We start from the raw sequence: 23,320 nt of genomic DNA, 5'->3' as shown, positions 1-23,320 counted from the left end.
CCCCGGCCGGGCCCCCTCTGGGCTGTGCCCCACGTAACGCCATTCCCATACACCACACCAGCACGGAAGGATCGTCAGTGACCCGGTTGACCGAATCGGACAGACCCCGTCGTTCCGCCCCGCAGAAGCTTCCCTCGATGCGTCCGTATCAGAAGGAGGTGCACGACGCGGTTGTCACCGGGCTGACGAACGGGACCCGGGGACAGCTGCACGCGGCGTGCGGGTCCGGCAAAACCTTCATGGCGCTGCGTGCGGTGGAGGAACTGGTCCCGGGAGACGGGATGATCGTGGTCCTGGCCCCGTCCCTGGCTCTGGTCGCGCAGATCCTGCGGGAGTGGCAGGACGCCAGCGTGGTCGGGTTCGTTGCGATGGCGGTCTGTTCGGACGAGAAGGTCTCCGACGTCCCGGTACGGACCGAGGATTTCGAGGTGCCGGTCAGTACTGATCCGGACGTGATCGCCTCCTGGATGAGCGGTGGCAGGCGCCGGATCATCTTCGGCACCTACGCATCGGCCGCCCGGATCGGTGCAGGTCTGCGGCAGGCCGGTCTCGAAGTCGACATGCTGGTGTGCGACGAGGGACACCACCTGTTCGGCAAACGGGATGCCGCCCGTCGTCGGATCGTCACCCACTCGGCTTTCCTGCCCCACCGCCGCCGTCTGGTGATGACGGCAACCCCGAACGTGACAGGCGGCCAGGCCGGGGATGCGTTGACCTGGCAGAACGAGGAACTGTTCGGGCCGGTGCTGTTCCGGTACCCCTTCGCCCGCGGGATCGCCGAGGGGTATCTGAAGGACTACCGGCTGGTGGTGCTGGGCATCAGCGACGCCGAGGCCCGTGCCCTGCTCGCCGACACCGCATCCGACTACGTCGACGGCGAGATCGCTCTGAGGACCGTCGTCGCACAGGCCGCGCTGGCACACGCCCGCAACACCTACGGCACCGAGCGCGCCATCACCTTCCACCCCCGGGTGCAGCAGGCCGCCGACTTCGCACGCACCCTTCCCGCCACCATCGCCCGCCTGCCCGCCGCCAAGCAGCCGACGGGCATGGTGCATGCCACCCACATCAGCGGAGCGATGGACACCGCCGAGCGGGAGGACATCATGGCGCGCCTGGCGCAGCCGCCCGCCGGCGGATGGACGGTGATCTCCAACGCGCAGTGCCTGACCGAAGGCGTTGACGTTCCGGCAGTGGACACCATCGTCTTCACCCACCCGTCCCGGTCCGCGGCCAAAGTGACCCAGGCCGTGGGCCGGGCCATGCGCCGAAGCCGCCACACAGCCTCCATCGCCACGGTCATCGTGCCGGTCATCGTTCCGGACACCACCGCCGAGGTCGACGACGAACTCGACGCCGGCGACTTCGAAGTCCTCTTCGAAGTCGTACGTGCCCTCAGGGCCCACGACGACGTCTTCGGCGCCGAACTGGACCGGGAACGCGCGAACTGGTCGCTGCGTACCGCCGGCAGGGAGGGCGCCGAGGGACCCGGAGAGCAGGAAGGGGAGGAATCGGACCTGCCGAAGAGGATCACCTTCCATCTGCCGGAGGGCACATCCGACCGTATCCTCCATCAGCTGCGTCTGCTGACGGTACGCAACTCCACCTCCTCCTGGTGGGAGGGATACGCGGACGCGTGCGTCTTCCACCAGGAGCACGGCCACCTGAACGTGCCGGAGAACCAGCTCGGCGCCAGTGGCCGCCAGCTGACCGCATGGATAGCCGCCTTGCGCAGGCAGCGCCGCAAGGGGTGGGTTCCCCAGGACCGTATCGACGCCATGGACCGCATCGGCATGGAGTGGGAACCACTGGATGCCCGGCGGCAGCAGCTGATCAGCGATGTCCGCGCCTACCAGCAAAAGCACGGCAACATCGACGTGCCCGACAGCCATGTCACGCCCGAAGGGAGGCTGCTGGGCTCGCAGTTCAAGGCACTGCGCACCGCCTACCGTGAAGGCCGCCTGCACCAGCCCCTGATCCACGCGCTGGACGAGATGGGGATGCGCTGGGACCCGCAAGCCGCAAAGAAGCAGGAACTGCTGGACGCCTGCGACCGTTACCTCCAGCGTTTCGGAAACCTCGAAGTACCGGTCAAATACGTCGACGCCGACGGCTACCGCCTCGGACCGGCCCTCTCCTACGTGCGCTCCGTCGCTCAGGGCACCGTCAAAGACCGGGACGGAAAAGCGCGAACCCTGGATGCCGACCAGCGTACCGAGCTGGAGAGACGTGGAGTTGTCCTGGACTTCCGGGTCACCGCCCTGAACCAGGACCTCAAGACGGCCCTGCTCGAGAAAGTCCAGGCCGGAACGCAACTCAAGGACGCCCGCAAGGCACTCGGCATCAGCGATTCTGCCGTCATCACGGCACGGCAGAAAGACAAGGAGTTCGATGCCCGTCTGAAAGCCGCCCGACAGGCTCACTACCGAGTCCTGGACGCCTCGGAAAAGCAAGATCTGATCGACGAAGTCACATCCGGAACCTCACTCCGACAAGCCCGCAAAATTCTCTCCCTGACCACTTCCTCCATTGCGACGGCACGAAAGAAAGATACCCAGTTCGACGCCCACCTGAAATCCGCTCTTCAGCAGCAGAGCCGCCCCTTGGCCACAGCGGAAAAAAGGGCCTGATCGACGAAGTCGCATCCGCAGCCCCCTGAACCCCACCGCTCACTCCTCGAAGGCTCCGAGGGCCAAGACTCTAACCGGTCCGGGTGTCCAGTCCGGTAGCGCCGTCACGTTGCCTGGCACAGGGCTACCGGTCCGCAGCGATTCGGCCACAACCAGGACCCTCATCCGCCGCTCAATTCAGGGATGTGCGACATCCACGGCCCACAACCGTGGGGCACGGACACGACTCAAACACGCGCGTTCGAAAGCGGTGGCCGACTCGTTGTCCCGGTCATCATCAGTCATCCCCAACCCGGCCTGCAGGCTGCCCTGTTGGTCATGCGCGCCGGTGGCCGCCGTCCGCGCCAGCCACCGGCACACCTCCGTTCTCCCGTCCGGTCAACCTCAGGAGTCTCAATGAACCCCTCCCTCGCTATCGTCCCTCCTCCCCTCCCTGGAGAGCCCTGGGCCGTCCAGGCAGCTTCTGCTCGACCCCTTGTGACGATGTGCGACAGCGCCCCGGCCGGCATCACGGCTATGTCACACCCGGATCCGAGGTGGGGGGCATGAGCGCCGCCATGAACCCGCCCGGGGGCTGCCACCCCTATAAGCGAGAGGTCCTGGAGAGTTTCTCCGCCGGGCGGCGATACACCGCTCTCACCGTGTCGGCGAGCGGAGGCACGTCATGACGCAGCCGACGGTGCCCGCGCAGAGCTCCCGCCCCCCGTCCGACGCCGCCAGGACCGCAGTTGCGCCGCCGACACCCGCGGAGATCAAGTACACCGGTCAGTACTCGGTCAACCCCATGGACGGGGTCTCGTTCCGGGCCCTGTGCGCCCGTATCCCGTCGGTGATGAAACGGATCGCGGGCATGTCATGGGCGGTCGACCGGACGGCGGTCGTCCTGCTGGTGGCATGCCAGGTGACGGTCGGCCTGGCCGCGGCCGGACAGCTGACCGCCACGTCGGACGTCATGCGCTCGCTCCTCGGCGACGGAACGGTGCAGGAGCGGCTGCACCAGGCGCTGCCGGCGCTGATCTTCGTTGCGGTGATGGCCGCCCTGTCCCGCACCGCGAGTGCGGTCTCGGCCTACGGTGACCGGCGCATCACCCCGAAGCTGACCACCGAGGCCGACACGACACTGGTCTCCTCGGTGTGCCGGGTGGAGGCCGCCGCCTACAGCGAGGACGGATTCCACGACCGGCAGGAAGCCGCCGAGATGGGCGTGATCCGCACCCATGTGATGGTCGCCGACGCCCAGCAGCTGATGTCCTCGCTGATCCAGCTGGTCACGGCGTGCTCGGTCCTGGCCGTGCTGGACTGGCGGCTGCTGCCGTTCCTGCTGATGGCCGTCCTCCCGGCCGGCGTCGGCTCGGTGCTCACCGCGCGCGTGGACTACGAGATCCACTACGCGAACATCGCCAATCGCAACGCCCGGGGGATGATGCGCTGGTGGGCGACGAGCCCGAAATACGGGGACGAGGTCCGCGCCAACTCGATGTCCGGCTACCTGCTGTACTGGTACCGGACCTTGTCGCTGCAGGCGGACGAGCGCTCGCTGGCCGCGGCTCCCCGGATCCTGCGGATCAACCTCGCTTCAGCCGCGTGCGGCGGGCTGTTCCTGGTGGCCACCTGGGTGGCGCTGTACTGGCTGGCGGCCACCGGCCAGATCGCGGTGGCGATCGCCGCGACGGCGGTCTTCGCCGTGCGGACCACTCTGGGCGCGCTGACCCAGCTGGTCCGCAGCGCCGCCGCGGTCTTCCACACCAGCCTCTACCTCGGCGACATGACCACTTTCCTCGACGAGGCCCAGGAAAAGGCCCCTCACCGCGGGGAGTTGACGGTGCGGGCGCCCATCGACGAGGTCTGTGTGCGGGGGGCGGTGTACCGCTACCCGGGCAAGGACAAGCCGGCCCTCGATGGGGTGTCGCTGACGCTCAAGCGCGGGCAGATCCTGGCGCTGGTCGGGGTCAACGGTTCCGGCAAGACCACCCTGACTCGCCTGCTCGCCGGGATTCTCCTGGCCGACGAGGGCACGGTGACCTGGAACGGGACCGACCTCGCCGAGGTGGATCCGGACACCGTGTGGGCGCTGACCGGTCTGGTCCCGCAGGTCTTCGCGCAGTGGCCGCTCAGGCTGCGGGAGAACGTCAATCTCGGCCAGCCCCGCCCCGGGGGAGATGTGCCGGTGTGGGAGGCGATCGACGCCGTCGGACTGCGTGAGGCGGTCGAGGACCTGCCCGACCAGCTCGACACCCTGCTGGCGCGGGAGATCTTCAGCGGGGTGGAGCTGTCCGGCGGACAGTGGCAGCGGGTGGCGTGCGCCCGGGGTCTGCACCGGCTTCCGGAGCTGCTGATCATGGACGAGCCGACCTCTCAGGTCGACCCGGAAGGCGAACACCGGGCATTCGAGACGCTGAAAGCCATGGCGGCGGACCGCATCACGATCGTGGTGACGCACCGACTGGAGAACACGAAGATCGCTGACGAGATCGTGGTGATGGAGGAAGGCCGGGTCACCGAGCACGGCACCTACGAGGACCTCGCCTGCGGCGGCGGAACCTTCGCGCGGCTGCTGGCCCTGTCACAAGACCGCTGACCGACCGGGTGCCGCCTCGTCAAGGGCCGGGGCGGCACCCGCCTTCGTACCGATCTCGGATTCCCCCTTCCCTTAAGGACTCTGATAGTGACCAGACGACGCGAGCATGACGCCCGGCAGCCGCAGGGCCTTCGGTTGGTCGACGCCGGCCGGGAGGACGGCGCGATGAAGCCCGAGGAGATCAACACCGAGGCGTGGACCGCCTACGGCCACCACCACCTCCGGCGAGGCACCCCCCTGCCAGAAGTCGAACGGATCGACTGGGGCCCCGGCGCCACCGGTCCGGGGGATGCGATCCTCGGCGACCTTGACGGCCGACGGGTGCTGGACCTGGGCTGCGGGCTCACCCGGCACGCCGCCCACCTCGCCCGCGACCATGGCGCGCTCGTAGACGCCGTGGACTCCTCACCGACGCAGATCGAACGCGCCCGCACCCGCTACGACCAGCTGCCCGGTCTGAACGTGGTACTCGCGGACGCCGTCGAGCACCTGCGCGCCGCCGCCCCGTACGACGTGATCTACTCCGTCCACTCCGTCCCCTACATCGACCCGCACCGGCTGCTGCCCGCCCTGAGCGCCGCGCTCAAACCCGGCGGCCGGCTGTGCTTCACCGTCCTGCACACCAACTCCCATGGCGAGGGACCCTCCACCGCGCTCGTCCCGCGGCCGGAGACCCTGCGGCTGGCCGACGGCCCGGAACTGACCGTCCAGATGTGGGTCCTCACAACCGAGTTGTGGGAGGACCTACTGGTCCAATACGGGCTCCGAGTGGAGAGCATCACCGTCCTCGACGCCCCGGAAGAGGGCAACCACGCCTCCTACCGGCTCTTCCAGGTCCGTCGCCCCGTACGCGTCACGTCCCGCCCGCGCACCACCCGACCGCCTGTAGCGCACGCGGCACTCGGCGTCGGCATCATCCTGTCCGGGCCGGACGGCGTACTACTGGGCCGGCACCGCCGGCGCACGATTGAGCTGCCGGGCGGCACCGTTGAGCCCGGCGAATCACTGCGGGAGACCGTCGTGCGCGAACTCGCCGAGGAGACCGGCCTCACAGGCCGCCCGGAGGACGTACGACTGCTCGGCACGCTCGTCGACCACGTCGGCGACGTCGTCCGCATCACCGTGGCCGCCATCCTCACCGCTTGGCAGGGAACCCCCGCCGACCAGAAGGACGAGAGCGTGAGCGACTGGCGCTGGTGGCCCCTGGACGCACTGCCCTCCGGCCTGTTCGAGTGCAGCGCTCAAGTCCTGACCGCCTGGCGGCCCGACCTGAACATCGACCACCCGCCAGCACACTTCACCCCCTTCGCCGATACGGCGGAAACCGTCGCGGAATGACGTGGCAGACAGCCGCCCACGTCGCCGTCCGGCCCGCAACCCGCACCAGCGACGGACTTCGCCAAGACCACCCCACTGGACAAACACCACACCCGGCTCATCCCCACCCGGAACCAGCAAACGCCCTTCCCCACCCCCGCGACTGACTTTCGCCACCGTCCGGCACTTCCCTGCGCCGCCGCCCGGTCGACCGCCAAGTCCAGCATGCCTCTGATGAATCGGAGCCCGAATGACCTCTCCACCGTCCAGCGACCCCGCGCCACACGGCACCGCGATGTCGCCCGCCGCGTACGGGGCCTCCCTGGCCCGCCCTGTGGACCGGTGTGTCCGTACTCATCACCGACACGGTCGGCCGCATCCTGCTCCAGCGCGTCACCCACCGCACCATGCGGCTCCTGCCCGGTGGCGGCGTGGATACCGAGGCGATCGACTTCGTCGACCCTGACGAACCGTCGGACCTACCGTGCGGCGCCCGGTAGATGTAGGGCGGCCAGGACCCAGGCGAGGGCGGGTAGCTGAACGCCACCCCACAGCGAACAAGATCGCCTGGGCCGGATCGGTGATGCCCGAGCGGAGGGTGGCGAGGGGTTTGCGGGCGGCCTGGCGGCGGCTGGCCGGTGTCACGGAAGCGGCGCCCGGCCGTCAGCCTTGTGCTGCGGGAGCAGGTCGTGCGGTCGGGGCCATGGATCCCCACAGATCGCACCCGTCTCACCCCTCGAAGAAAAATCCCGGATCGCGTAAGAAGCAGTCCCTGCCGTCCCTATAAGGGGTGAAGGCCACTCACGCATCCGCCTACCATCCGCTGAGGTACCACCGAGATGACGTTCTTGTCCGAGTACGTGACCGACGCGGTCAATCTGATCCCCGTCGCGTACAACCTCTGGAACCTCCCCGGCGTCGCGCGGCTTCGGACGCGTCTGCGTCGCCAGCCTCCACCCCCGGAACCATCCGAGTCGGCTCCCTCGGTCTTGTCGACACCCCCGGTCGCGGGAGTGGCGGCCGAACTGCTTCGGACTCTGCCGCCGGGGGCTATCGCACAATACGAGGGGCCGGACGGCAGCAAGGTGACGGTCTGGTGGATAGCGGCTCCGCCCGCTGAAGGCAGCGGGACGGAGGGGTACGCCCTGTGGTGAGCGAAGCCGCGCACGGGGTCCAGGAGGCGGCCCCCGGGAGCACGGCGACCGCGATCGCGCAAGCCCTCGGATTCCTGGACCCCCGCGATGGGCGCGCCCGGTACGAGGCGTGCAAACAGAAGGTCGCCGAGTCACTCAAAGCGCTCCCTTTCCACATCAGCGAAGACGAGCGCAATGAGATCGCTGGTGCTGCCATTTCCGAGGCCCTGCGCAGCGGCCTAGTCGACCCCTCACGGCAGCCTTCTGCATATTTCAAAAAGACAGCCAGACGGCTGGCCGTTGAACACCAGAAGAAGAAATCCAAAGAAATTCTCGTTGGAGACTATCCCGAAGCATGTCACTCCGTGCCGACTCCCGAGAGCGAGCGGGAAGATGGTTCCGGCCGGTTCCAGGAGGACTCGGACCTTTGGGACCTCCTGGATGAGGCCATCGACCGCCTCTCCAGACAGCGGGAGCGCGAGGTGCTGCGTCGACAGAGCATCGGACAGGACGACGCCACGATTGCAGCGGAGACCGGCAGAACGACGAACGCGGTTCAACAGGGCCGCACGCACGGGGTTGACTCCGTACAGGACCGACTGAAGCAGTACATCCGGCCCAGGCACCTGAAGCCTCGGCGGACCTTGGGTGGTGAGCAGTGACGGACAACGCAATGCAGGGTTGGAGGATAGACGGGCAGGAAGGGGCGAACGGTGTGAACGAGTCTGGAGGGTACGACGGGCTGCTCGCGCTGCTGGCGGGGCCAGCCGATTTCTGGGACCGACCCACGGGCGATTGGCCAGCGCGAAACAGTGGTGCCGAGGACATCCAGCATGACGTGAGAGAGGCACGGCAGGATGCCAACGCCGCCTATCTGCTGGGTACCAACGCGCTGCGCCGCAATGAACTCGACAGTGCCGAGGCTTGGTTCGCGGTTGCCTGCGATCAGCAGCACCCCGGCGCTGCATTCCGGGCCGCACTGACCCGCCTGCTGTCCACGCTTCGTCCCAAGATCGTCCTCAGAGGTCTGGGTGGGAGCGGCAAGAGCCGTGCGGGTGCTGCCCGGATGCCTGCTCAGATGGAGAGCGACGAAACCCGTACGGTCCTTCGTCCCGCGGGGAGCGGAAAGGGCCGTGTGATCGTTCTTCTGACCGCAGCAGCCAAGTGGGGGCATGGCGATGCCCAGCGCCTGATCAGCCGTCTGCGTAGTGGTCCTGGAGAGCATGCCGCCGGCTTCCCACAGCCGACAGGAGAACTGGCCACTGTCGTTGACGACAATGACCTCGTTGGCTTGGTACTGATGGCGGACACCGTGCCGTGGGAGCCGCAGGATACCGAGTTCTACCCCACCATGCAGGTGTTGCTGGAGCAGTGCTTTGCTCCTCGCCCCCCTGCGCCGCCTGCTCTGCTGGAACAGCCAGTTGGGGCCGAGCACCAGACACTCACTGTCCGCAGGCTGCTCGATACTGACGACGGTCAAGAAGCTTACGGTTCTGGGGAGTTGTTTGCTGAGCGTTGGCCTTCTCGCTGGCGTTCGCTGACTAGTGATGGCCTAGGCGATATCAGCCTTCGCGGGCGGCCGGGTTCGCACACGAGGCGGTGGGCCTCGGGCCTGCCTGACGACGATGAGGCGCAGCTGTTCCTGTTCCCCATCGTGCTCTGGCCCCGCTCGTGCTGTGAAGCGAGCACGCCATGGGGTCGCCCTGTGAGCCAGCGGCGTTGCTCACACTGCTCCAACGAGCCGCCCTTCACCGCCGCTCTGATCGAGGCACTTGGGACAGACCAGCAGTCGTCATCGACCTCACTTCCGCGTCTCTTTGAGACCGTGCGACAAACTTTCAGGACACAAGAGCCCGCTCAACTCCCTGCGGGAGTCGGGCATGGTTCTTACATGGCACGTCTTTTGGACGATCTGCCCTGCCTCCCCACAGAGACACGCATGGCAGTGTGTTCGCAGCATTCGGTTTCAAGTCCCGGGAATATCCCAGGCTTCACACACCGCACCTTCCAGGAATACCTGCACAGCAGCATGGAATCCCTGCCCTGCACGGAAGACGGAGGCTTTGTTGCTCGACGCGCTCGGGGGCATAAACTGCATGAGAGGGCGCGGGAGCACCCGGCGGCGGACAGGGCACTCATCCTGGCCACGGCAATGTGTGACGGCGTCGACATCAGGCACGCGGAGCAACTCGCCAACTCTATGCTCGTGAGCATCGAGGGGTTGGCCACAGGATTCGATCTTCCTCGCCCCAGCCATCTTCACGTGGTCTGCGATAAGACTCAGCGGCTCTACTTCTTCGCCGACCCGCACGGCGGTTCAGGTGAGTCGGAAGAGCCACGGCTCGCCGTTCCCACGGCCGTCGCCATCCCACCAGGCGACTCCGAAGAGGCAACTCAGCCCAGAGCCACGACGCCCTCGCCTTCTTCGGACCGATCCGATCTGGGGGAACTGAACCGTGCAGATCCACTGCAGGTGTACGCCTTGGACGCCTAAGAAACCGGCTTGTCGGCGGGTCAACTGCACCTTGACCGCGTCCGGGAGATTCACCTCGACCGCACTGGACAAAGAAAGGGAAAGGGTTCATGAAAGCGTTCACGCCGGCCTTCAGAGGTCAGGAATGGGAATCCGGAGCAGGAGCTTTCCATCTATACGTCCGGCCGGAGGGAGCTGATACAGCATTCCACGACCTCGTCGCGGCCTGCCGCGAGGCCCTGGGCGGCTATCCCGTCTGGTGCGTGCCCGACGATCTCGTACACATCACTGTTGAGATGGACGCCTCCGCCCCCAGCAGCGACATCAGCGCCGCCGAGCGTACGCGCCTGATCACCGCTCTCAAGGATGCGCTGAAACATATCGAGCCGTTCACCGTTCTGTGCGGCAGCCCACTGGCCAACCGTGCCGGAGTCGTCCTCGACACCCACCCCGACCAGAGCCTCGTGGCCCTGCGCAACCTGGCGCGTCGTGCGCTGTGGGAGGCGCGCGCGACCTCAGCAATCGCCCATGAGGGTGCTCGCGCGCATGCTTCTGTGGGCTACGCCTACGGCAGTGCCGACTCCGACCCGCTCCAGAGCACACTGCGCCGGATCAGCCCCAGTCACGCCCTGCTGACCGTGTCGCGCCTGCACCTGCTCGACGTGCGCTGGACCGCACACCCACGAGCGGACGGAGGCGTCCGGTGGGAGATGGACTGGGACCCCGTCGCCGTCCTGCCGCTGGGCGCCTCCTGACCGGCGCCGCAGACACCACCTCCGTAGACCATGACATGACCTCTGGAGACCGCAGCGAAGTCGACGATGGGGCTAGAGTTTCGAAGGTGACGTGTTGTCTGAGGTGAGGGGGGCTCGTGGCTGAGCTTGTCCGGAAGCAGCATGTGGATGCCTATGTGGGGTTTCACGCCTTCGGGCTGCAGGAAAGCGATGACGCCGACCTGCCCGTCCCGTTCCCGGACGACTTCGACTTCGATGCTTTTCTCAGTACTCATCCCGGGCGGCTGGACATCACCAGTGGCGGTCACACTCACACCGCCGCTGTCGCGGTCGAAGTGTGGGACGGACCTCCGGCAGCGCCGGATCCGGCCGGCTGGGACGAGCAGGCCGAAGCCGACTTCGCCTCCACCAGTGGTGAGGTGGCCGTGTGGTCCATGCACACCGGCCGGTCTGATGCCCTGATCACGCTGGCTGATGTCGGCGGATCGTGGCGGGTGCGTGTCAGCTGTGCGGGCCGCGCCGCCGCTGCGGCTCTGTCGGAGGGCGAGGGCACCGGACATGGTGTCGAGCGCTACCTCGTGCAGTTCTGGCCGGCCCGATCGTGAACAGACGGCGACAGCGGGCCCCTGTCAGTGGTCCGCTGCCGCCGCATTCTGAACTGGATCAGCTGACGATCTTCACGATGAAGCCGTCGAGATCGTCCTTGCCGTCGAGGCCGTCGAGGATGCGGTTCTTGGCGTAGAAGCTCTTCAGAATGAGCCCGCCTGCCCGGTTGTCGTCCTTCGCGATCGGCTTCGCGGAGAAGTTGAACTTCTTCGCTTCCTCGTCGTAGTAGTTCTCCGCGGCACCCTCATAGGTGCTCGCGAAGGGGTACTCGTCGCACTCCTTCGTCCCGCCGGCGGTGTAGTTGGCTCCCCAGTAGCGCTTGCACTGCTTGACCGCTTCTCCGCGGTTCTTGTCGTTGCGAGCCTCGCTCACCGTCCGGTGCAACGGATCCTTGGCCGTCTGACCGGGCACCTTCTTCGCCGACATGTACGGCTTGGTGTCCTGCGGGACCAGGAACGCCTGCCTGATGTGCTGGGCCTCGGCGCGCTCGTCGGCTCCCGCCTTGGCGCTCAGGGTGAGCGTCGGCACGTAGCTGAAGGTGGCCGCGCCCTTCTTGTCCGGCTTGCCGCCGCCGGTGGAGTTGGCCAGGTACGGCGCAGTCTCCCAGCGCGGTGCGAGCATGAACAGCTTGCCGCCCCGGCTCCCGCTCAGCGTCCACCCCGCGGGCGGGGTGTAGCTGATGGCCGGCTCGTACACCGCGAAGAGCAGGTCCGTCTTGCCCTTCAGGCCCGTTCCCTTCTGGCCCTGCCCCGGCTTGGCGTTCACCGTCTCGCTGAACGTGCGCAGCGCTTTGAGCTGGGTGAACGTCTGTGTGCCCGGCTTGTTGCCGCCCCGGGTGTAGCGTGCTCCGGCCGGCCAGCTCTTTGGGATGTTGCCCTTCGTCGTGATCGGCATCGCGGCCGCGCCGGTCGTGCCGGTCGTGACGAAGTCGGTGAAGTAGTACTGGAAGTTGATCGTGCGGCTGTTCTTGGCGATCGTGCCGACCACCCGGACGTTGAACATGCTCTCGCCGACCGGCTGGTTGTTGCGCACCCAGGTCTGCAGGAACGACGCCCCGTTGCACACCGCGAACCGGGACTTCACATAGAACGCCTTGCTGCTGCCCAGTCCCTTCTTGCACTCCTCGAACGTCATCGTCCGCGCAGGTTCCGGGGCAGTGGTCGCCATCGGTCCCACCGACGGCCCCTCCAGCGTCTGCTCCACAGGCTCCGGGGCTCCGGATGCCCTGCGGGACAGCGGCGCGTACGAGGCCGCCGGCCCCACCGTCTCCGCTGCCAGACCCACCCCAGGCTCAAACTGACCTGCCAGCTGCCGCAGCCGCTCCATTCCCCGCCCGCTCTGCAGGTCCTGGAGCGACGGCTTCGCGGCTCCGACCGGGAGCACGTACGACTCCACCCGCAGATCATCCGAACCGTTGTCCGCCGCCTGCGCGGTGGTCAGACAGCTGCCGAGCACCGTCATCGCGACGGCGCCCGTACACAGCAGTTCTCGCATTCTCATCTTCTATCCCCGTGTTCGACGCATGGTCAGAACCGGCGCGGACACCTCCAGCTGGCGTGTCCACGCCGAACTGACGCGATCAAAACACGAGGCACTGACATCGAGCCTCCCAATAACGACCCTGGGCGCGCCCGGATCCCCAGACCGTACGCCCTCGCTGGGGCGGTGGCCCCTAGGCCGTGTATCGGAAGTGAATCCGCTCATGAGTCCGTGCGAGTACTCCGCAGGTGCGCCGGCACGGCCCACCACTGTTCCGGGCGGTCCACGACCGGGGCGTCGGGGCCGCTCTCGCCGTACCGGGCGAGGCGCAGAAGGTAGGCCGCGATGCCTGCCGCGCCCTGCATCCACGTCGTCTGGGGCGGCAGCAGCGGCGGGTCCTCGCGGTGTTCCAGAAAGCGCCAACGGGCGCCCGCATCATCCCTGATGACTCGGTCGACCAGCGCATCGCCCATCCGGTGCGCGGCCCGCAGCAGGGTCTGCCTGCGCTCCGGCGCCCGGCAGTCCTGGGCAGCGTCCAGCAGGACGTCTCCGACGCCTGCCGTTCCGCAGCAGCGGCCGTCGTTGTCCCAGAAGCCGGGACGGAGACGTTGCGGCAGGCCCGAGGTGAGGATCGAGGTCATACAGCGGTGCCGCAGTTCGTCGACGTCATGGCCCGCCACCTCGGCGACCCCTGCGTGCGCCAGTGCGGTGAACAGGTGCGAGGTACCCGCCGGGCCGTGGCACCACGTGTACGTCACCGGTTCCACCTCCCGTTTCGACGGCGGGATCGTGTGCGGGACGATGAAACCGGCGTCCTCCAAGGACCCCACCGAGAGGACGTGCCGGGCGCCTTCCACCGCGGCCTCGATGAAGTCCTGACGGTCCAGGGCGGTGCCCGCGACCGCCAGTGCGGCCGCGATGCCGGCGGTTCCGTGCGAGTAGTTCGGTGCCCTCGACGGCCTCCCCGGCGTCATGCCCCAGTCGAGGCCCGCATCCGTACGGTCCGCCGCCCGCAGCAGTGCCTCGCCTCCCGTCGTCGCGATCGCCTGTGCGAACTCACTCTTCGCCCAGACCGCCGTCATCACGACGCCCGCGGTCCCCATGATGACGTCGGTGAGAGGCGCGTTCGAGCCCGGTTCGAAATCGAGGGTGGTCTCCCATCCGTCGCCGGTCGCCAGGGCGGCCAGCCGCCGCAGTGCCACCGCTTCCTCGCCCGGGGCGAGCAGTCTGAGCGCCGTCGCGTCGCCTGCGAGGCCGTCGTACAGCGAGGGTTCCGTTCGCTGCCCGGCCTGTGCCGACAGCCTGGTCACGATGCCGGTCGCCAGTGCCGCTTCTCGTGCGCTCAGCTCCCGGTACTGCGCGATCTCGGCCAGCACCGGGGCCAAGCCGGCGATCCCCGCGTACAGCGAATCGCGGTCCTGTGGCGGCGACACGGTTTCCGGACCGCCCTCCACCACCGCCTGCACGAGCCATGGGCCCTCGGCCTCGCGCACGTGGTCCAGCACCCACGACCAGGCGGCCTCGCCCACGTCCCGATATACGTCGCTCCTCATCCGGTCACGCTACAACCCCCCGGATGAGCAGCCCGTTCGGCGGGGTGTCGCCGGTCTGTCGGTTCCGGCGGTCCTGGGTACCGGCTTCCGCGGCCGCCTTCAGGTCACGCAGCCCTGCTTCGAGGCCATCGTGCGACGGTGCCGATCACAGCCACTGGTTGATAGCAGCGATCAGGACGGTCGCCTCGTAGCGGACCGCCAACTTGTCGTAGCGCGTGGCGACGGCGCGGTGCCGCTTGAGGCGGTTGATCCCGCACTCGACCGCGTGGCGCTTGCGGTAGTCGGCCGGGTCGAAACGTGGTGGTCGGCCGCCGCGGGAGCCGAGCTTCTGGCGATTGCGTGCCTGGTCGGCCTTGTCGGGGATGGTGCAGCGGATTCCGCGGCGCCGCAGGTAAGCGCGGTTGTTGCGGGAGGCGTACGCCTTGTCGGCGCGGACCCGACGGGGACGGACACGTGGCCGGCCCGGCCCTATGCGGGGCACGCGGGCTTTCTCCAGTACGGGTTCGAACTGCGGCGAGTCCCCGCGTTGCCCGGCCGTGATCACGATCGACATGGGCTTTTGGCCCTGTTCGACGGCGAGGTGCAGCTTGGTGGTGAACCCGCCGCGTGAGCGTCCCAGTCCGTGGTCTCCGGGCTCGGTGAAGACACCGCCCGGCGGTTCCTTCTGCAGGCCACTCTGCCTTCGGGCTCCGGCCGCGTGCTGGTGGGTGCGACAGACCGTGGAGTCGACACTCAGGTCCCACGTGATCGCACCCTGCGCGTCGGCCAGGGACTGGAGCCGGGTAAGGATCTGCTGCCAGGTTCCGTTCCGCTGCCACCTGCGGAAAAGGTCGTAGACCCGGCCCCACGGTCCGTACTTGACGGGGACGTCCCGCCACGGAACCCCGGTCCGAACTCGGAAGCGTATGCCGTCGATCAACTGCCGCCGGGACCAGACGGGCGGCCGCCCCGCCCTCGTACCCTTCGGTAGCAACGGCTCCAACACCGCCCACTGCTCGTCCGTGAGATCACCCCGACCCATGAACTGTGATCATTCACAGCCCAAGATCCACTTTCGATACACGCCCTAGCGCCTCCGGCCGGCGAGCGGATCCAGACCCACGAGACGCACCAGCAGTTCGTGCAGATGACGACCGGGCACCGGCTGCCCCTGGACGAGGCCCGGTGATCGTGCCGTTCCTGGCATGCTCAGTGACAAGCTTCGCGTTCATGATCTACACCATGGCCGCCTTCGCGGTCACCGCGTTCGTGCTCCTCGTCGTGCCGTAGATTCTGCAGCCGCGCGTCCCTGGGGACGACAACGACTTCACTGCCGCTGAACAGTCGCCAGTCGAGAGGTACCCCGGCAGCTTTCCGCGCCCGCTGGTACGTCAGGGCCCAGCCCATGTCCCGCTCGGGCTTGCCGTCCGGTCCGACCCGAGTACGCCACCATAGCCAGCCGATCCAAGACTGCCGCTCCTTCAGCAGAGGCGCCGCGAAGGCATAGGCAACGGTCGTCATCTGCGCCAGTGCGCCGGCGAGCTGCTGCACGTCGCCCAGCGACACCAGGTCCTGCCGAATGGAAACTTGGGCTGCACGTGCAGCTCCGCGGACGACCGCCGCGATGAACAGGGCAGCGATGACCCCGAGCAGAGCCCAGACCGCGATCACCGGGAAGCCCCTAGAGTGGCGCGGCTCGCTTCGATCGTGTCCGTCAGCGTGGTGCGGAGCTGTAGCTCCGGGCGGGCAAGGGCGAGCTGCATCACCACATTCGCGCCGCGTACGTAGCCGGGATCGGTTCCGACGCGCAGTGCCTGGCGCGGCTGCAGCCCAGGCGCCGCCGAAACCACGTCAGGTACAAGGGCGTTGATGACGACGGTCACGGTGCTCGGGCCCGGCCGCACCGGGCCCATCGTGGCGGTTGCGGGCGCCGCGTGCTGCGCCGTCTTTCTGGCGGCCCACACCGTGTGATCCGCCTCCTCCTCGCCGAGCTGGTAGTGGACGCCCTGCACGGTCCCGACCTGTCGGCCGTGCTCGGTCGGCAGACCGTGGTGGGCCTGGGTGAAGGCCACGTACTCCGGACCGTCGGGCACCGCGACGAAGGGCAGGCGCGGGCCGTCCGCTCCTGTGCGTTTCCGGGAGAAAAAGCTCTCCACGTCCCACCCCTCCGCGTGTATGACTGCCTGACGGCGCGCTACCCGGCTCGTGCCGCTGGCTTCACCCCGATGCCCTGGCCGAAGTGACTGGTCGCACGTCCAGGCTGGCCGGCAGACTGGCCAATCCCGAGGCACGAGTGCCGAATCAGCCGGGTCTGACGAAACGAAGGCCCGGGTGAGATCAACTCTGGTGAAATGGAACTGTTTTATCCTGACACGGCCGCTCGGGCGAGCGTGCGGCACAGCGAATGGGGTGCGGTTTCAGGTGGTACGAAACGGAGTCACCAGGGAGCAGGACCTGTCCGGTGCAGGTCGGGTCGCTCTTGAGGTCCCTGGAGAGATCCTCGTAGAGGACCAGGATCCGGCCGTGCTCAAAACCTTCACGGCCACCCTCGCCTGTCCCGAGTGTCTGGCGACCACCGGGCTGACACTGGCCGCACGGGATCAGCTCGCCTACCTCGTGTGCCCCAACGGGCGCGCCTTCGGTGCTGCGCAGATCGACGCGGGCCTCGTGCGCAAGCTCTTCGTGATGCACCACAGCCCGAACGGCCCCCTGGATCTCGATCCCCTGCGCGTGGGGCAGTTGGGCCCGATCACCCCGCTTTCGCTGGACGAGGACCGCAGTATCGTCGAGCACTCCGCCAATACTGGCGACGAGGCCGGGGAACAGGTCGCCTGGTCGATCGGGCACACGATGAGCTCGCTGGCGCCGTTCGACATGGCGATGGCCTGGTCCCGCAATCTGTTGGTGCGGGCGCTGATGCATGAAGGCTTGCTCTTCGACGCCGTGTTCAGCCCACGTAACGAGTCCGCCCTCGACGCCCACATGATCAGCGTGGCATTGGGACTGGCTCTGCATGAGGCCGCCTGGCGCAGCCGAGTCCACCCGATCGAGAACGTGCCCCTGCCGGACGTCCTGGACCTGCTCGGGCGGGGCGAGAACCCGTCCCAGAGCGTCAACGAGCGGGAACTGTTGCGATCCCTTCGTCCCGCCGGAGCCAAGATCCGGGGCGGGCGGCTGCGACTGACCGATGTCTCACGGCTGGAGAACTGCACAGCCGAGGAGTGGGACCGCTGGTGCACCGGCGCCCTCCACGTCGCCTCCTTCCACATCCGACGTCAGCACACATGGCTCTCGTACGACACCTACCAGACCCGTAGGGCTCTGTTCCGCCTGGTCGATCTCGGTTATGACCACCAGGACTCCGAACGCATCGATCCGGCGTGGTACGCGGGGGAGGAATCAAACTACAACCCCTGAGCCGTACGAAGCAGCGTCGCGAGCCGCTCCGCTACATCGAGCAGAACGCGGTCTGCGTACGGCCAGCTGATGACCTGGACGCCGATGGGCAGTCCCTGGGCGGTCGTGGTCACTGGTACGACAAGACTGGGCAGGCCGATGTGGCTGGTGAGGTTGGCCCAGCCGGTCTGGTCGAAGAAGTTCCGCTCCTGGCCGTCGACTGTGAGGGCGCGACTGCCTGCCGGGATGGCGGCGGTCGGTGCGGCTGGTGTGACGAGGATGTCGTGTTCCGTGAAGAACCGCTGCCAATCGGATCGGAGCCGGGCACGTTCTTCGTTCGCGCGCAGCCAGGAGCGGTGGGTCTGGGTCCGGTGGCGGAGGAAGGTCGCGCGGGGGCTGGAGTCGTCGTCGTGCACTCGTCGCGCGGCAGTGAGTTCAGCGTCAGCGGCTTGGTCGCTGGCGGTGGCCGTGGCGGTGGCGTGCAGGAGCTGTTCGAACAGTTGGGTGGAGTCGGCGAAGCGAACAGGTCCGGGGGTGTGGCGGACCTGGGCTCCGGTTGCGGTCAGTGCTTCCTCAAGGGTGTTGAGGGCCTGGGCGGTTTCCTGGTCGACGGGGCAGTTCAGGTCCTCGGCCCAGATCGCAACGCGCAGCTTTTCCACACTCGGGCCGGCCGTCGGGAGATCCATGCGCCACGGCGTGCTCTCGGCTGGTGCCGGGGTGGTCAGCGCGCTGAGCAGCAGGTCGAGGTCTCGGGGGTGGCGGGCCAGAGGGCCCGGGGTAATCATGTCACTGCTGGTGAGCCATCCCGGTGGCCGTGGGATGTGTCCTCGGGCGGGAATGAGGCCCTGGGTGGGGCGCAGGGCGTACACGCCGCAGTAGTGGGCGGGCAGGCGGAGAGATCCGGCGAGGTCGCTGCCGAGTTCGAGGGGGGTCAGCCCGGCGGCGACGGCTACTGCGGACCCGCCGGAGGAACCGCCCGGGGTGCGGGTGCGGTCGTGGGGGTTGCGGGTGGCGCCGAAGAGGGTGTTGTCGGTGTGGAGGTCCTGGCAGTAGGCGGGAACGTTGGTCTTTCCCATGATCACGGCGCCGGCGTGGCGGAGCCGTGCGACGGCGTCGGCGTCTCGCTCGGGGATGTGGTCGCGGAGGTCTGCGGCTCCGCAGGTGGTGCGCAGGCCGGCGGTTTCGAAGGAGTCCTTGACCGTGAGTGGCAGTCCGTCGAGCACGCCGACGGACTCGCCGCGGGCCCGGCGTGCGTCGGAGGCGTCGGCGGCCCGCTGGGCGGCTTCGATGTCGAGGGTGACGACCGCGTTGAGGGTGCTGGCCTGGATTCGTTCAAGGTGGAGATCTAGCAGGGTCCGGCTGGAGACGGCGCCCTGTCGTAGCGCGTCGAGCTGGGCGTGGGCCGGGAGATCAGGGTAGTCGGTGCTCATGTGCTGACGGCCTCGGAGACTGCTCGGTGGTCGTGCCGGGCGAAGTGGCGGGCGACGGCGCTCAGGACGGTGAGGTCCTCGATGGGGTGGGAGGAGTTCATGTTCTGGTCGGCGAAGTCGGTCAGCCGGGCCGGTTGCGTGCCGTGGGTGTGCGCGGTGAGAGCGGCGCGGATCTGGTCGGCGGTTATCGCCGCGTGGAGTTCGTCTCCCGTGAGGCCGGCAGCCCGGTGCCGCTGTTCGCTGGCCTTGCGTACGTCGTGGTCGAGGTAGGGGCGGACGGCTGTCTGTCCGTCCCGGATCTCCACGACGCGGCGGTAGACCTTGAAGGAGATCCCCTGTGCGGGCGGGCGGTTGCCTGGAGTGCTGCTGTTGGGTGTGAGGACGATTTCAGGTACGGCCCGGTGGAAGGCCAGCCACAGCGGGTGCAGCTGGCGGTGGGCCCGTCGCAGGCCGATCCCGTAGGCGGTGCGCCGTACTTGGGCCGCGAGGGTGGGGACGAGCCAGCCGACGAGGGTGAGGATCGTGCCGGTGTCACCGCAGATCCAGGCGAAGTCCTCCCAGTCGGCCAGGGACGTTCCCAGGGCTGCGGCGATCACGTTCCCGATGCGGACAGCGCTGTAGCCGAGGGTGACCGCGGCCCCGATGGAGACGATGCGCAGACCGACACGGACGGCGGAGCGGGGGCTGCGGCCGGCCAGGCGCCAGCACGCCACGGTCAGGTAGAGCTCGGCGAAGGTGTAGGCGCTGATGTAGAGGGTCAGGTAGGTCGCGTAGATGTTGTCGTGCGCGTAGTAGAGGGTGAAGTCCGTCGGTCTCTGGACGGCGGGCGTCAGCAGGAAGAAGAGCACGAACAGCCCGCCGATAACGGTAAGGCCGGAGCCGAGCCAGTACCGGGACATGCGCCGTGCCCGGTCGGCGGGTGATCCCCAGTGGCTCAGGACGACCTGCTGGCAGGCCAGCAGTGCTACCACGCAGCTCTGGGCCAGGGGCACGGCGAGGTTCCGGGTGCCGAGGGTGTCGTCGATGGCGCGCCACATGGAGCTGATCGAGAAGAGGAAGCTGAGCGCCGAGAGCAGGTAGACGGCAGTCAGCGCTGCCCATGCGGTGTCCCTGCGCCGGGCGGGAAGGTCTCTGAGCAGGAAGGCGAGGCCGACCAGTGCCACGGTCAGGCTGATCGGGTGCAGGAGGTCCTTCACCGGTCGTCCCCTCTGCGGCTGAGGAGGGTGTGCGCAATCCGTTCCTGTATGTCGTCGCCCGTGGGGGACGTGGTGCGCAGCCGGTGTTCGATGATGCGGCCGGAGAGGTAGGAGGCGAGGAGTTCGGCGTCGTGTTCCTCGGTCTCCTCGTAGCTGCTGCGCCCGAGCATCATCTCGACCATGTCCGGGTCGAGCAGCGGCGCGATGTCCTGCGGCTGCGCCTCGGGCGCCGGGCCGCGTTCGTAGTGGCCGAGAAACAGGTGGGCCAGCTCGTGCCCGATGACGTGGTCCTGGTGGGCGCGGCTGATCTGCGGGTCGAAGAAGATGTGGAAGGCGGTCCGGGTCACGTACGTGACACCGCAGCGCCGTCCCGGATCAGTGGTCGCGGCCTCGATGTGCACCGTGCGTCCTGTCCGGCGGGTCACTTCGTGCCGGAGGTCGCGGACGCTGGCGACCTGAGGGAGTTTCAATTCCGCCAAGAGACTGGGCTGTTGGCGAGCAGACGACCACATATTTCTCTCTGTTTCTCGTTCTTCTGAGTCTTTTTGACGGGATGTCACTCTGGCTCTGGGGGGAGCCCTTCGAGTTGCCTCACCCTGTCAACTTCCTTGAGCACCTGGGCAAATCCGTGTTCAGACAGGCCGATCATCCGGTAGAAGACATTCTCGATACCGGCCTGCTTCGACTTGACCGCAGCAAACTGCCGGACCGCCTCGGTCGCGACGTCGTCGTCGTCAAAGAAGACATGCGGGAACCCGAACGCCCTGGCCAGCCACGCCTTGCTCTCCGCGGACGGATTGAGGCGCTTCCCGGTGCGCAGCAGCGAGATATAGGAGTCGGAGAGCGAGCCCCCGAAACCGGCGATCCGCGCGGCCACCTCCTTGTTGCTGTAGACCCCTCGCCGAGGCGGATGGACGTGCTCGAACAGCCAGTTCAGCCGTTCACGGAACACGGCCCCTTCATCTGCAGACGTTCGCCCCGTCAAGTCACCCATGATCAACTTCCCCTATATCCGACCCTTGCGACACCACCACCGTACGCCATCGCTGACTGGTGTTGACTGGCGCTCCCCGGATGTGAAAAGTTCTCCATCGCCAGCACCCTTCTGCCAAAACGGAAGCTCGTTCCCATGAGAAACGCATTTCCATGCGCAATCAGTTCAATAGAGTGACGGGAGACACAGCCGCGGCAGGCTTCACCCTCTCTTCACACACGCATCACGTCGCATGCGAAACCTCTGATAAAGCTCAATTTCGAGCCGCTCCAGGAATAGCGTTAGGGCGCTAAATCGGGGCCTAATTCGCGTCCGATCGGCTCACGGAGAACGCGGAGAATCGCACCGTTCGCAATGCCACTTCCGTGATCCCGTCCGGACGCGGACGCATCGTTTCGCCAAACCTTCCGGGCGACCGCGGCAACGGCCGTCCGGAGGTTTCGGCGGCTACGGCCGCGCCGGGTGATGGTCACGAGATTCCACCACCCCGTCACGCTCTGCAACTACTACAGAGTTTGAGAACCAACTCTGGATCTTGACGCAGGGTCGTGCGTATGTTCGTCGTCCCCGGGCAGCCCGCCCGCAACGACGGACACGAGGAGCACGCAGGGACCGGACGGAACGGTCCCGCAAGACAGCGGCGGCGTCCGTGAGCGGTAACTCACGGACGCCGGACGCTAAGCGGCATTCCCGCCCCGGCAAGGGCGGCGACTGCCCACCATCACCACGCTGAGTCCTTCCAAGGGGCGCTTCAGCGTGGCAACACTGCAAAAGGAGTGTCGCATGCCTCCTGCCCTGCGCAAAAGGCCCTTCCGCCCGGCCTGCGCGGCAGCCACCTCCACCTCGGCGCCTCAGCGCCCCGAGCCGGAGCACACCATCACAGCCCCGGCGGACCGCCGGTCCCGCCCGCTCACCAGGAGCGGCCGATGAGCAGCGAAGCCCGCGAGTGGGTGTGGGAGCACAGCTCCAGCAAGGGGGCCGCGCGTCTGGTCCTGCTGTCGATCGCCGACCGGGTGGCCGACGAGCAGTGCGTCTCCTGGGCCTCGCTCTCCAGCCTGGCCAAGCGCACGCGCGCTTCCGTCTCCACGGTCCGCGAAGCCGTCGAGCGCCTGGTCCTCGCCGGTGAGCTGGAGCAGCTCGACGACCTCGTAGGCCCCCAGCGCAGCACGGTCTACCGCATGCCTCTCGCCGCCGAAGCGATCGCGCAGGCCCTTCGTGATCATCAGGAAGAGGGCGATGCGACGGTGTCACAGGGGCCCGCCGCGCCGGCGGAGCTCCGGCTCTCGGCTCTGCGGCGGTGCGGGATCCGCCTGCGGGAGGTGCCGGAATCCCCCGCGAGGGCCCGGAAACCGGCAGTACCGGAAACCGGCAGGTCCCGGCGGAAACCGGCACCCCGACGTACCGGAAACCGGCATGGGGGTGTACCGGCCACCGGCACACAGAACCGTAGTGAACCTGATTTGAACCGGAGGTACAGCAGTAGTGGTGCCGCCGTCCTCTCGGCTGCCGAGTGGCAGACCGACCCCGCAACCCACGCCTGGGCTCGCCGGGAAGGGCACCTCGACCGTCTCGGCGAGCAGGGTCTGCAGGCGGCCGACGCGAAGTGGCGTGCCCACCGGGCCGACTTCAAGCCGAGGACGGCGGATGCCTGGGCTGCCGACTGGCGCTCCTGGATCGCCCGGGAGCACGCCCCCCACCGCCCGAACCCCCACGCCGCACCCGGTAAGCACCCCGGCACGCCGGGCGGTATGACGCGGGCCGAGGCCCACACCGCCGCTCTCCTCGCCGCCCTCGACGAGCCGACCGGAACGGAGGGCTGACC

Annotated in this window: 19 protein-coding genes; 10 read left to right on the top strand and 9 right to left on the bottom strand. The window is 67.7% G+C overall.

The window, feature by feature from the left end; genetic code table 11:
• The first annotated feature begins 77 nt into the window (after window positions 1-77).
• From J8M51_RS23160 to J8M51_RS23125, 8 genes are all read left to right on the top strand, one after another.
• Entirely contained in the window at window positions 78-2,630 is a 2,553-nt protein-coding gene (locus J8M51_RS23160) for a DEAD/DEAH box helicase (protein WP_143673075.1), read from the top strand.
• Window positions 2,631-3,294: 664 nt separating this feature from the next.
• Complete coding sequence (locus J8M51_RS23155) at window positions 3,295-5,208, top strand: ATP-binding cassette domain-containing protein (protein ID WP_086752114.1); 1,914 nt, start codon at window positions 3,295-3,297, stop codon at window positions 5,206-5,208.
• Window positions 5,209-5,373: 165 nt separating this feature from the next.
• Complete coding sequence (locus tag J8M51_RS23150) at window positions 5,374-6,546, top strand: bifunctional class I SAM-dependent methyltransferase/NUDIX hydrolase (protein WP_086752131.1); 1,173 nt, start codon at window positions 5,374-5,376, stop codon at window positions 6,544-6,546.
• Between the two features lie 323 nt (window positions 6,547-6,869).
• Window positions 6,870-7,025, top strand: a complete 156-nt coding sequence (locus J8M51_RS23145) for an NUDIX hydrolase (protein WP_179202870.1) — start codon at window positions 6,870-6,872, stop codon at window positions 7,023-7,025.
• Window positions 7,026-7,675: 650 nt separating this feature from the next.
• Window positions 7,676-8,320 carry a sigma-70 RNA polymerase sigma factor region 4 domain-containing protein gene (locus tag J8M51_RS23140; protein ID WP_143673074.1) on the top strand — a complete coding sequence of 215 codons (645 nt, stop codon included), beginning with the start codon at window positions 7,676-7,678 and terminating at the stop codon, window positions 8,318-8,320.
• Window positions 8,321-8,373: 53 nt separating this feature from the next.
• On the top strand, window positions 8,374-10,152 hold the full coding sequence (locus J8M51_RS23135; RefSeq protein WP_143673073.1) for a hypothetical protein: 1,779 nt from the start codon (window positions 8,374-8,376) through the stop codon (window positions 10,150-10,152).
• An 89-nt stretch (window positions 10,153-10,241) separates the two neighbouring features.
• Window positions 10,242-10,886, top strand: a complete 645-nt coding sequence (locus tag J8M51_RS23130) for a 2'-5' RNA ligase family protein (RefSeq protein WP_107473661.1) — start codon at window positions 10,242-10,244, stop codon at window positions 10,884-10,886.
• 116 nt (window positions 10,887-11,002) lie between these two features.
• Window positions 11,003-11,470 (top strand): hypothetical protein, encoded by a 468-nt coding sequence (locus tag J8M51_RS23125; RefSeq protein ID WP_086752107.1) that lies wholly within the window; start codon window positions 11,003-11,005, stop codon window positions 11,468-11,470.
• 58 nt (window positions 11,471-11,528) lie between these two features.
• Here J8M51_RS23125 and J8M51_RS23120 read toward each other — a convergent pair whose 3' ends face one another.
• From J8M51_RS23120 to J8M51_RS23100, 5 genes are all read right to left on the bottom strand, one after another.
• Window positions 11,529-12,965 (bottom strand): NucA/NucB deoxyribonuclease domain-containing protein, encoded by a 1,437-nt coding sequence (locus J8M51_RS23120; RefSeq protein ID WP_256964024.1) that lies wholly within the window; start codon window positions 12,963-12,965, stop codon window positions 11,529-11,531.
• Between the two features lie 206 nt (window positions 12,966-13,171).
• Window positions 13,172-14,503, bottom strand: a complete 1,332-nt coding sequence (locus tag J8M51_RS23115) for a lanthionine synthetase LanC family protein (protein ID WP_256964023.1) — start codon at window positions 14,501-14,503, stop codon at window positions 13,172-13,174.
• A gap of 145 nt (window positions 14,504-14,648) precedes the next feature.
• The gene (locus J8M51_RS23110) at window positions 14,649-15,524 is read right to left on the bottom strand and encodes an IS5 family transposase (protein WP_086752103.1); all 876 of its coding nucleotides are present in this window, start codon (window positions 15,522-15,524) and stop codon (window positions 14,649-14,651) included.
• Window positions 15,525-15,691: 167 nt separating this feature from the next.
• Window positions 15,692-16,153, bottom strand: a complete 462-nt coding sequence (locus J8M51_RS23105) for a hypothetical protein (protein ID WP_143673072.1) — start codon at window positions 16,151-16,153, stop codon at window positions 15,692-15,694.
• The gene (locus tag J8M51_RS23100) at window positions 16,150-16,638 is read right to left on the bottom strand and encodes a hypothetical protein (protein ID WP_086752100.1); all 489 of its coding nucleotides are present in this window, start codon (window positions 16,636-16,638) and stop codon (window positions 16,150-16,152) included. The genes J8M51_RS23105 and J8M51_RS23100 overlap by 4 nt, the downstream gene beginning before the upstream one ends.
• Window positions 16,639-16,891: 253 nt before the next feature.
• Between J8M51_RS23100 and J8M51_RS23095 the strand changes: the two genes are divergently transcribed.
• Window positions 16,892-17,899: a hypothetical protein gene (locus J8M51_RS23095; protein WP_267299437.1), complete on the top strand. Its 1,008-nt coding sequence runs from the start codon at window positions 16,892-16,894 to the stop codon at window positions 17,897-17,899.
• Here the strand turns inward: J8M51_RS23095 and J8M51_RS23090 are convergent.
• From J8M51_RS23090 to J8M51_RS23075, 4 genes are all read right to left on the bottom strand, one after another.
• On the bottom strand, window positions 17,887-19,308 hold the full coding sequence (locus tag J8M51_RS23090) for an amidase family protein (protein WP_086752096.1): 1,422 nt from the start codon (window positions 19,306-19,308) through the stop codon (window positions 17,887-17,889). The two genes, J8M51_RS23095 and J8M51_RS23090, sit on opposite strands and share 13 nt — an antisense overlap.
• Window positions 19,305-20,504, bottom strand: a complete 1,200-nt coding sequence (locus J8M51_RS23085; protein WP_086752094.1) for an MAB_1171c family putative transporter — start codon at window positions 20,502-20,504, stop codon at window positions 19,305-19,307. The genes J8M51_RS23090 and J8M51_RS23085 overlap by 4 nt, the downstream gene beginning before the upstream one ends.
• Window positions 20,501-20,905: a secondary metabolite protein gene (locus tag J8M51_RS23080; protein WP_256964022.1), complete on the bottom strand. Its 405-nt coding sequence runs from the start codon at window positions 20,903-20,905 to the stop codon at window positions 20,501-20,503. The genes J8M51_RS23085 and J8M51_RS23080 overlap by 4 nt, the downstream gene beginning before the upstream one ends.
• A gap of 155 nt (window positions 20,906-21,060) precedes the next feature.
• The gene (locus tag J8M51_RS23075; protein WP_143673070.1) at window positions 21,061-21,498 is read right to left on the bottom strand and encodes an XRE family transcriptional regulator; all 438 of its coding nucleotides are present in this window, start codon (window positions 21,496-21,498) and stop codon (window positions 21,061-21,063) included.
• A 926-nt stretch (window positions 21,499-22,424) separates the two neighbouring features.
• Between J8M51_RS23075 and J8M51_RS23070 the strand changes: the two genes are divergently transcribed.
• Window positions 22,425-23,318, top strand: coding sequence for a helix-turn-helix domain-containing protein (locus J8M51_RS23070; protein ID WP_267299436.1), 894 nt, complete (start codon window positions 22,425-22,427; stop codon window positions 23,316-23,318).
• The last annotated feature ends 2 nt before the right edge of the window (window positions 23,319-23,320 follow it).

Source organism: Streptomyces griseiscabiei (assembly GCF_020010925.1).
Taxonomy (GTDB): Bacteria; Actinomycetota; Actinomycetes; order Streptomycetales; family Streptomycetaceae; genus Streptomyces; species Streptomyces griseiscabiei.
Note: the sequence above shows the minus strand (reverse complement) of the source record. Positions and strands in the feature narration are given on the sequence as shown.

Bases quoted from the DNA above. Each gene is read 5' to 3' on its own strand.
- J8M51_RS23155 (WP_086752114.1), top strand. From the start codon at position 3,295: ATGACGCAGCCGACGGTGCCCGCGCAGAGCTCCCGCCCCCCGTCCGAC.
- J8M51_RS23150 (WP_086752131.1), top strand. From the start codon at position 5,374: ATGAAGCCCGAGGAGATCAACACCGAGGCGTGGACCGCCTACGGCCAC.
- J8M51_RS23130 (WP_107473661.1), top strand. From the start codon at position 10,242: ATGAAAGCGTTCACGCCGGCCTTCAGAGGTCAGGAATGGGAATCCGGA.
- J8M51_RS23120 (WP_256964024.1), bottom strand. From the start codon at position 12,965: ATGCGAGAACTGCTGTGTACGGGCGCCGTCGCGATGACGGTGCTCGGC.
- J8M51_RS23115 (WP_256964023.1), bottom strand. From the start codon at position 14,503: ATGAGGAGCGACGTATATCGGGACGTGGGCGAGGCCGCCTGGTCGTGG.
- J8M51_RS23110 (WP_086752103.1), bottom strand. From the start codon at position 15,524: ATGGGTCGGGGTGATCTCACGGACGAGCAGTGGGCGGTGTTGGAGCCG.
- J8M51_RS23090 (WP_086752096.1), bottom strand. From the start codon at position 19,308: ATGAGCACCGACTACCCTGATCTCCCGGCCCACGCCCAGCTCGACGCG.
- J8M51_RS23075 (WP_143673070.1), bottom strand. From the start codon at position 21,498: ATGGGTGACTTGACGGGGCGAACGTCTGCAGATGAAGGGGCCGTGTTC.
- J8M51_RS23070 (WP_267299436.1), top strand. From the start codon at position 22,425: ATGAGCAGCGAAGCCCGCGAGTGGGTGTGGGAGCACAGCTCCAGCAAG.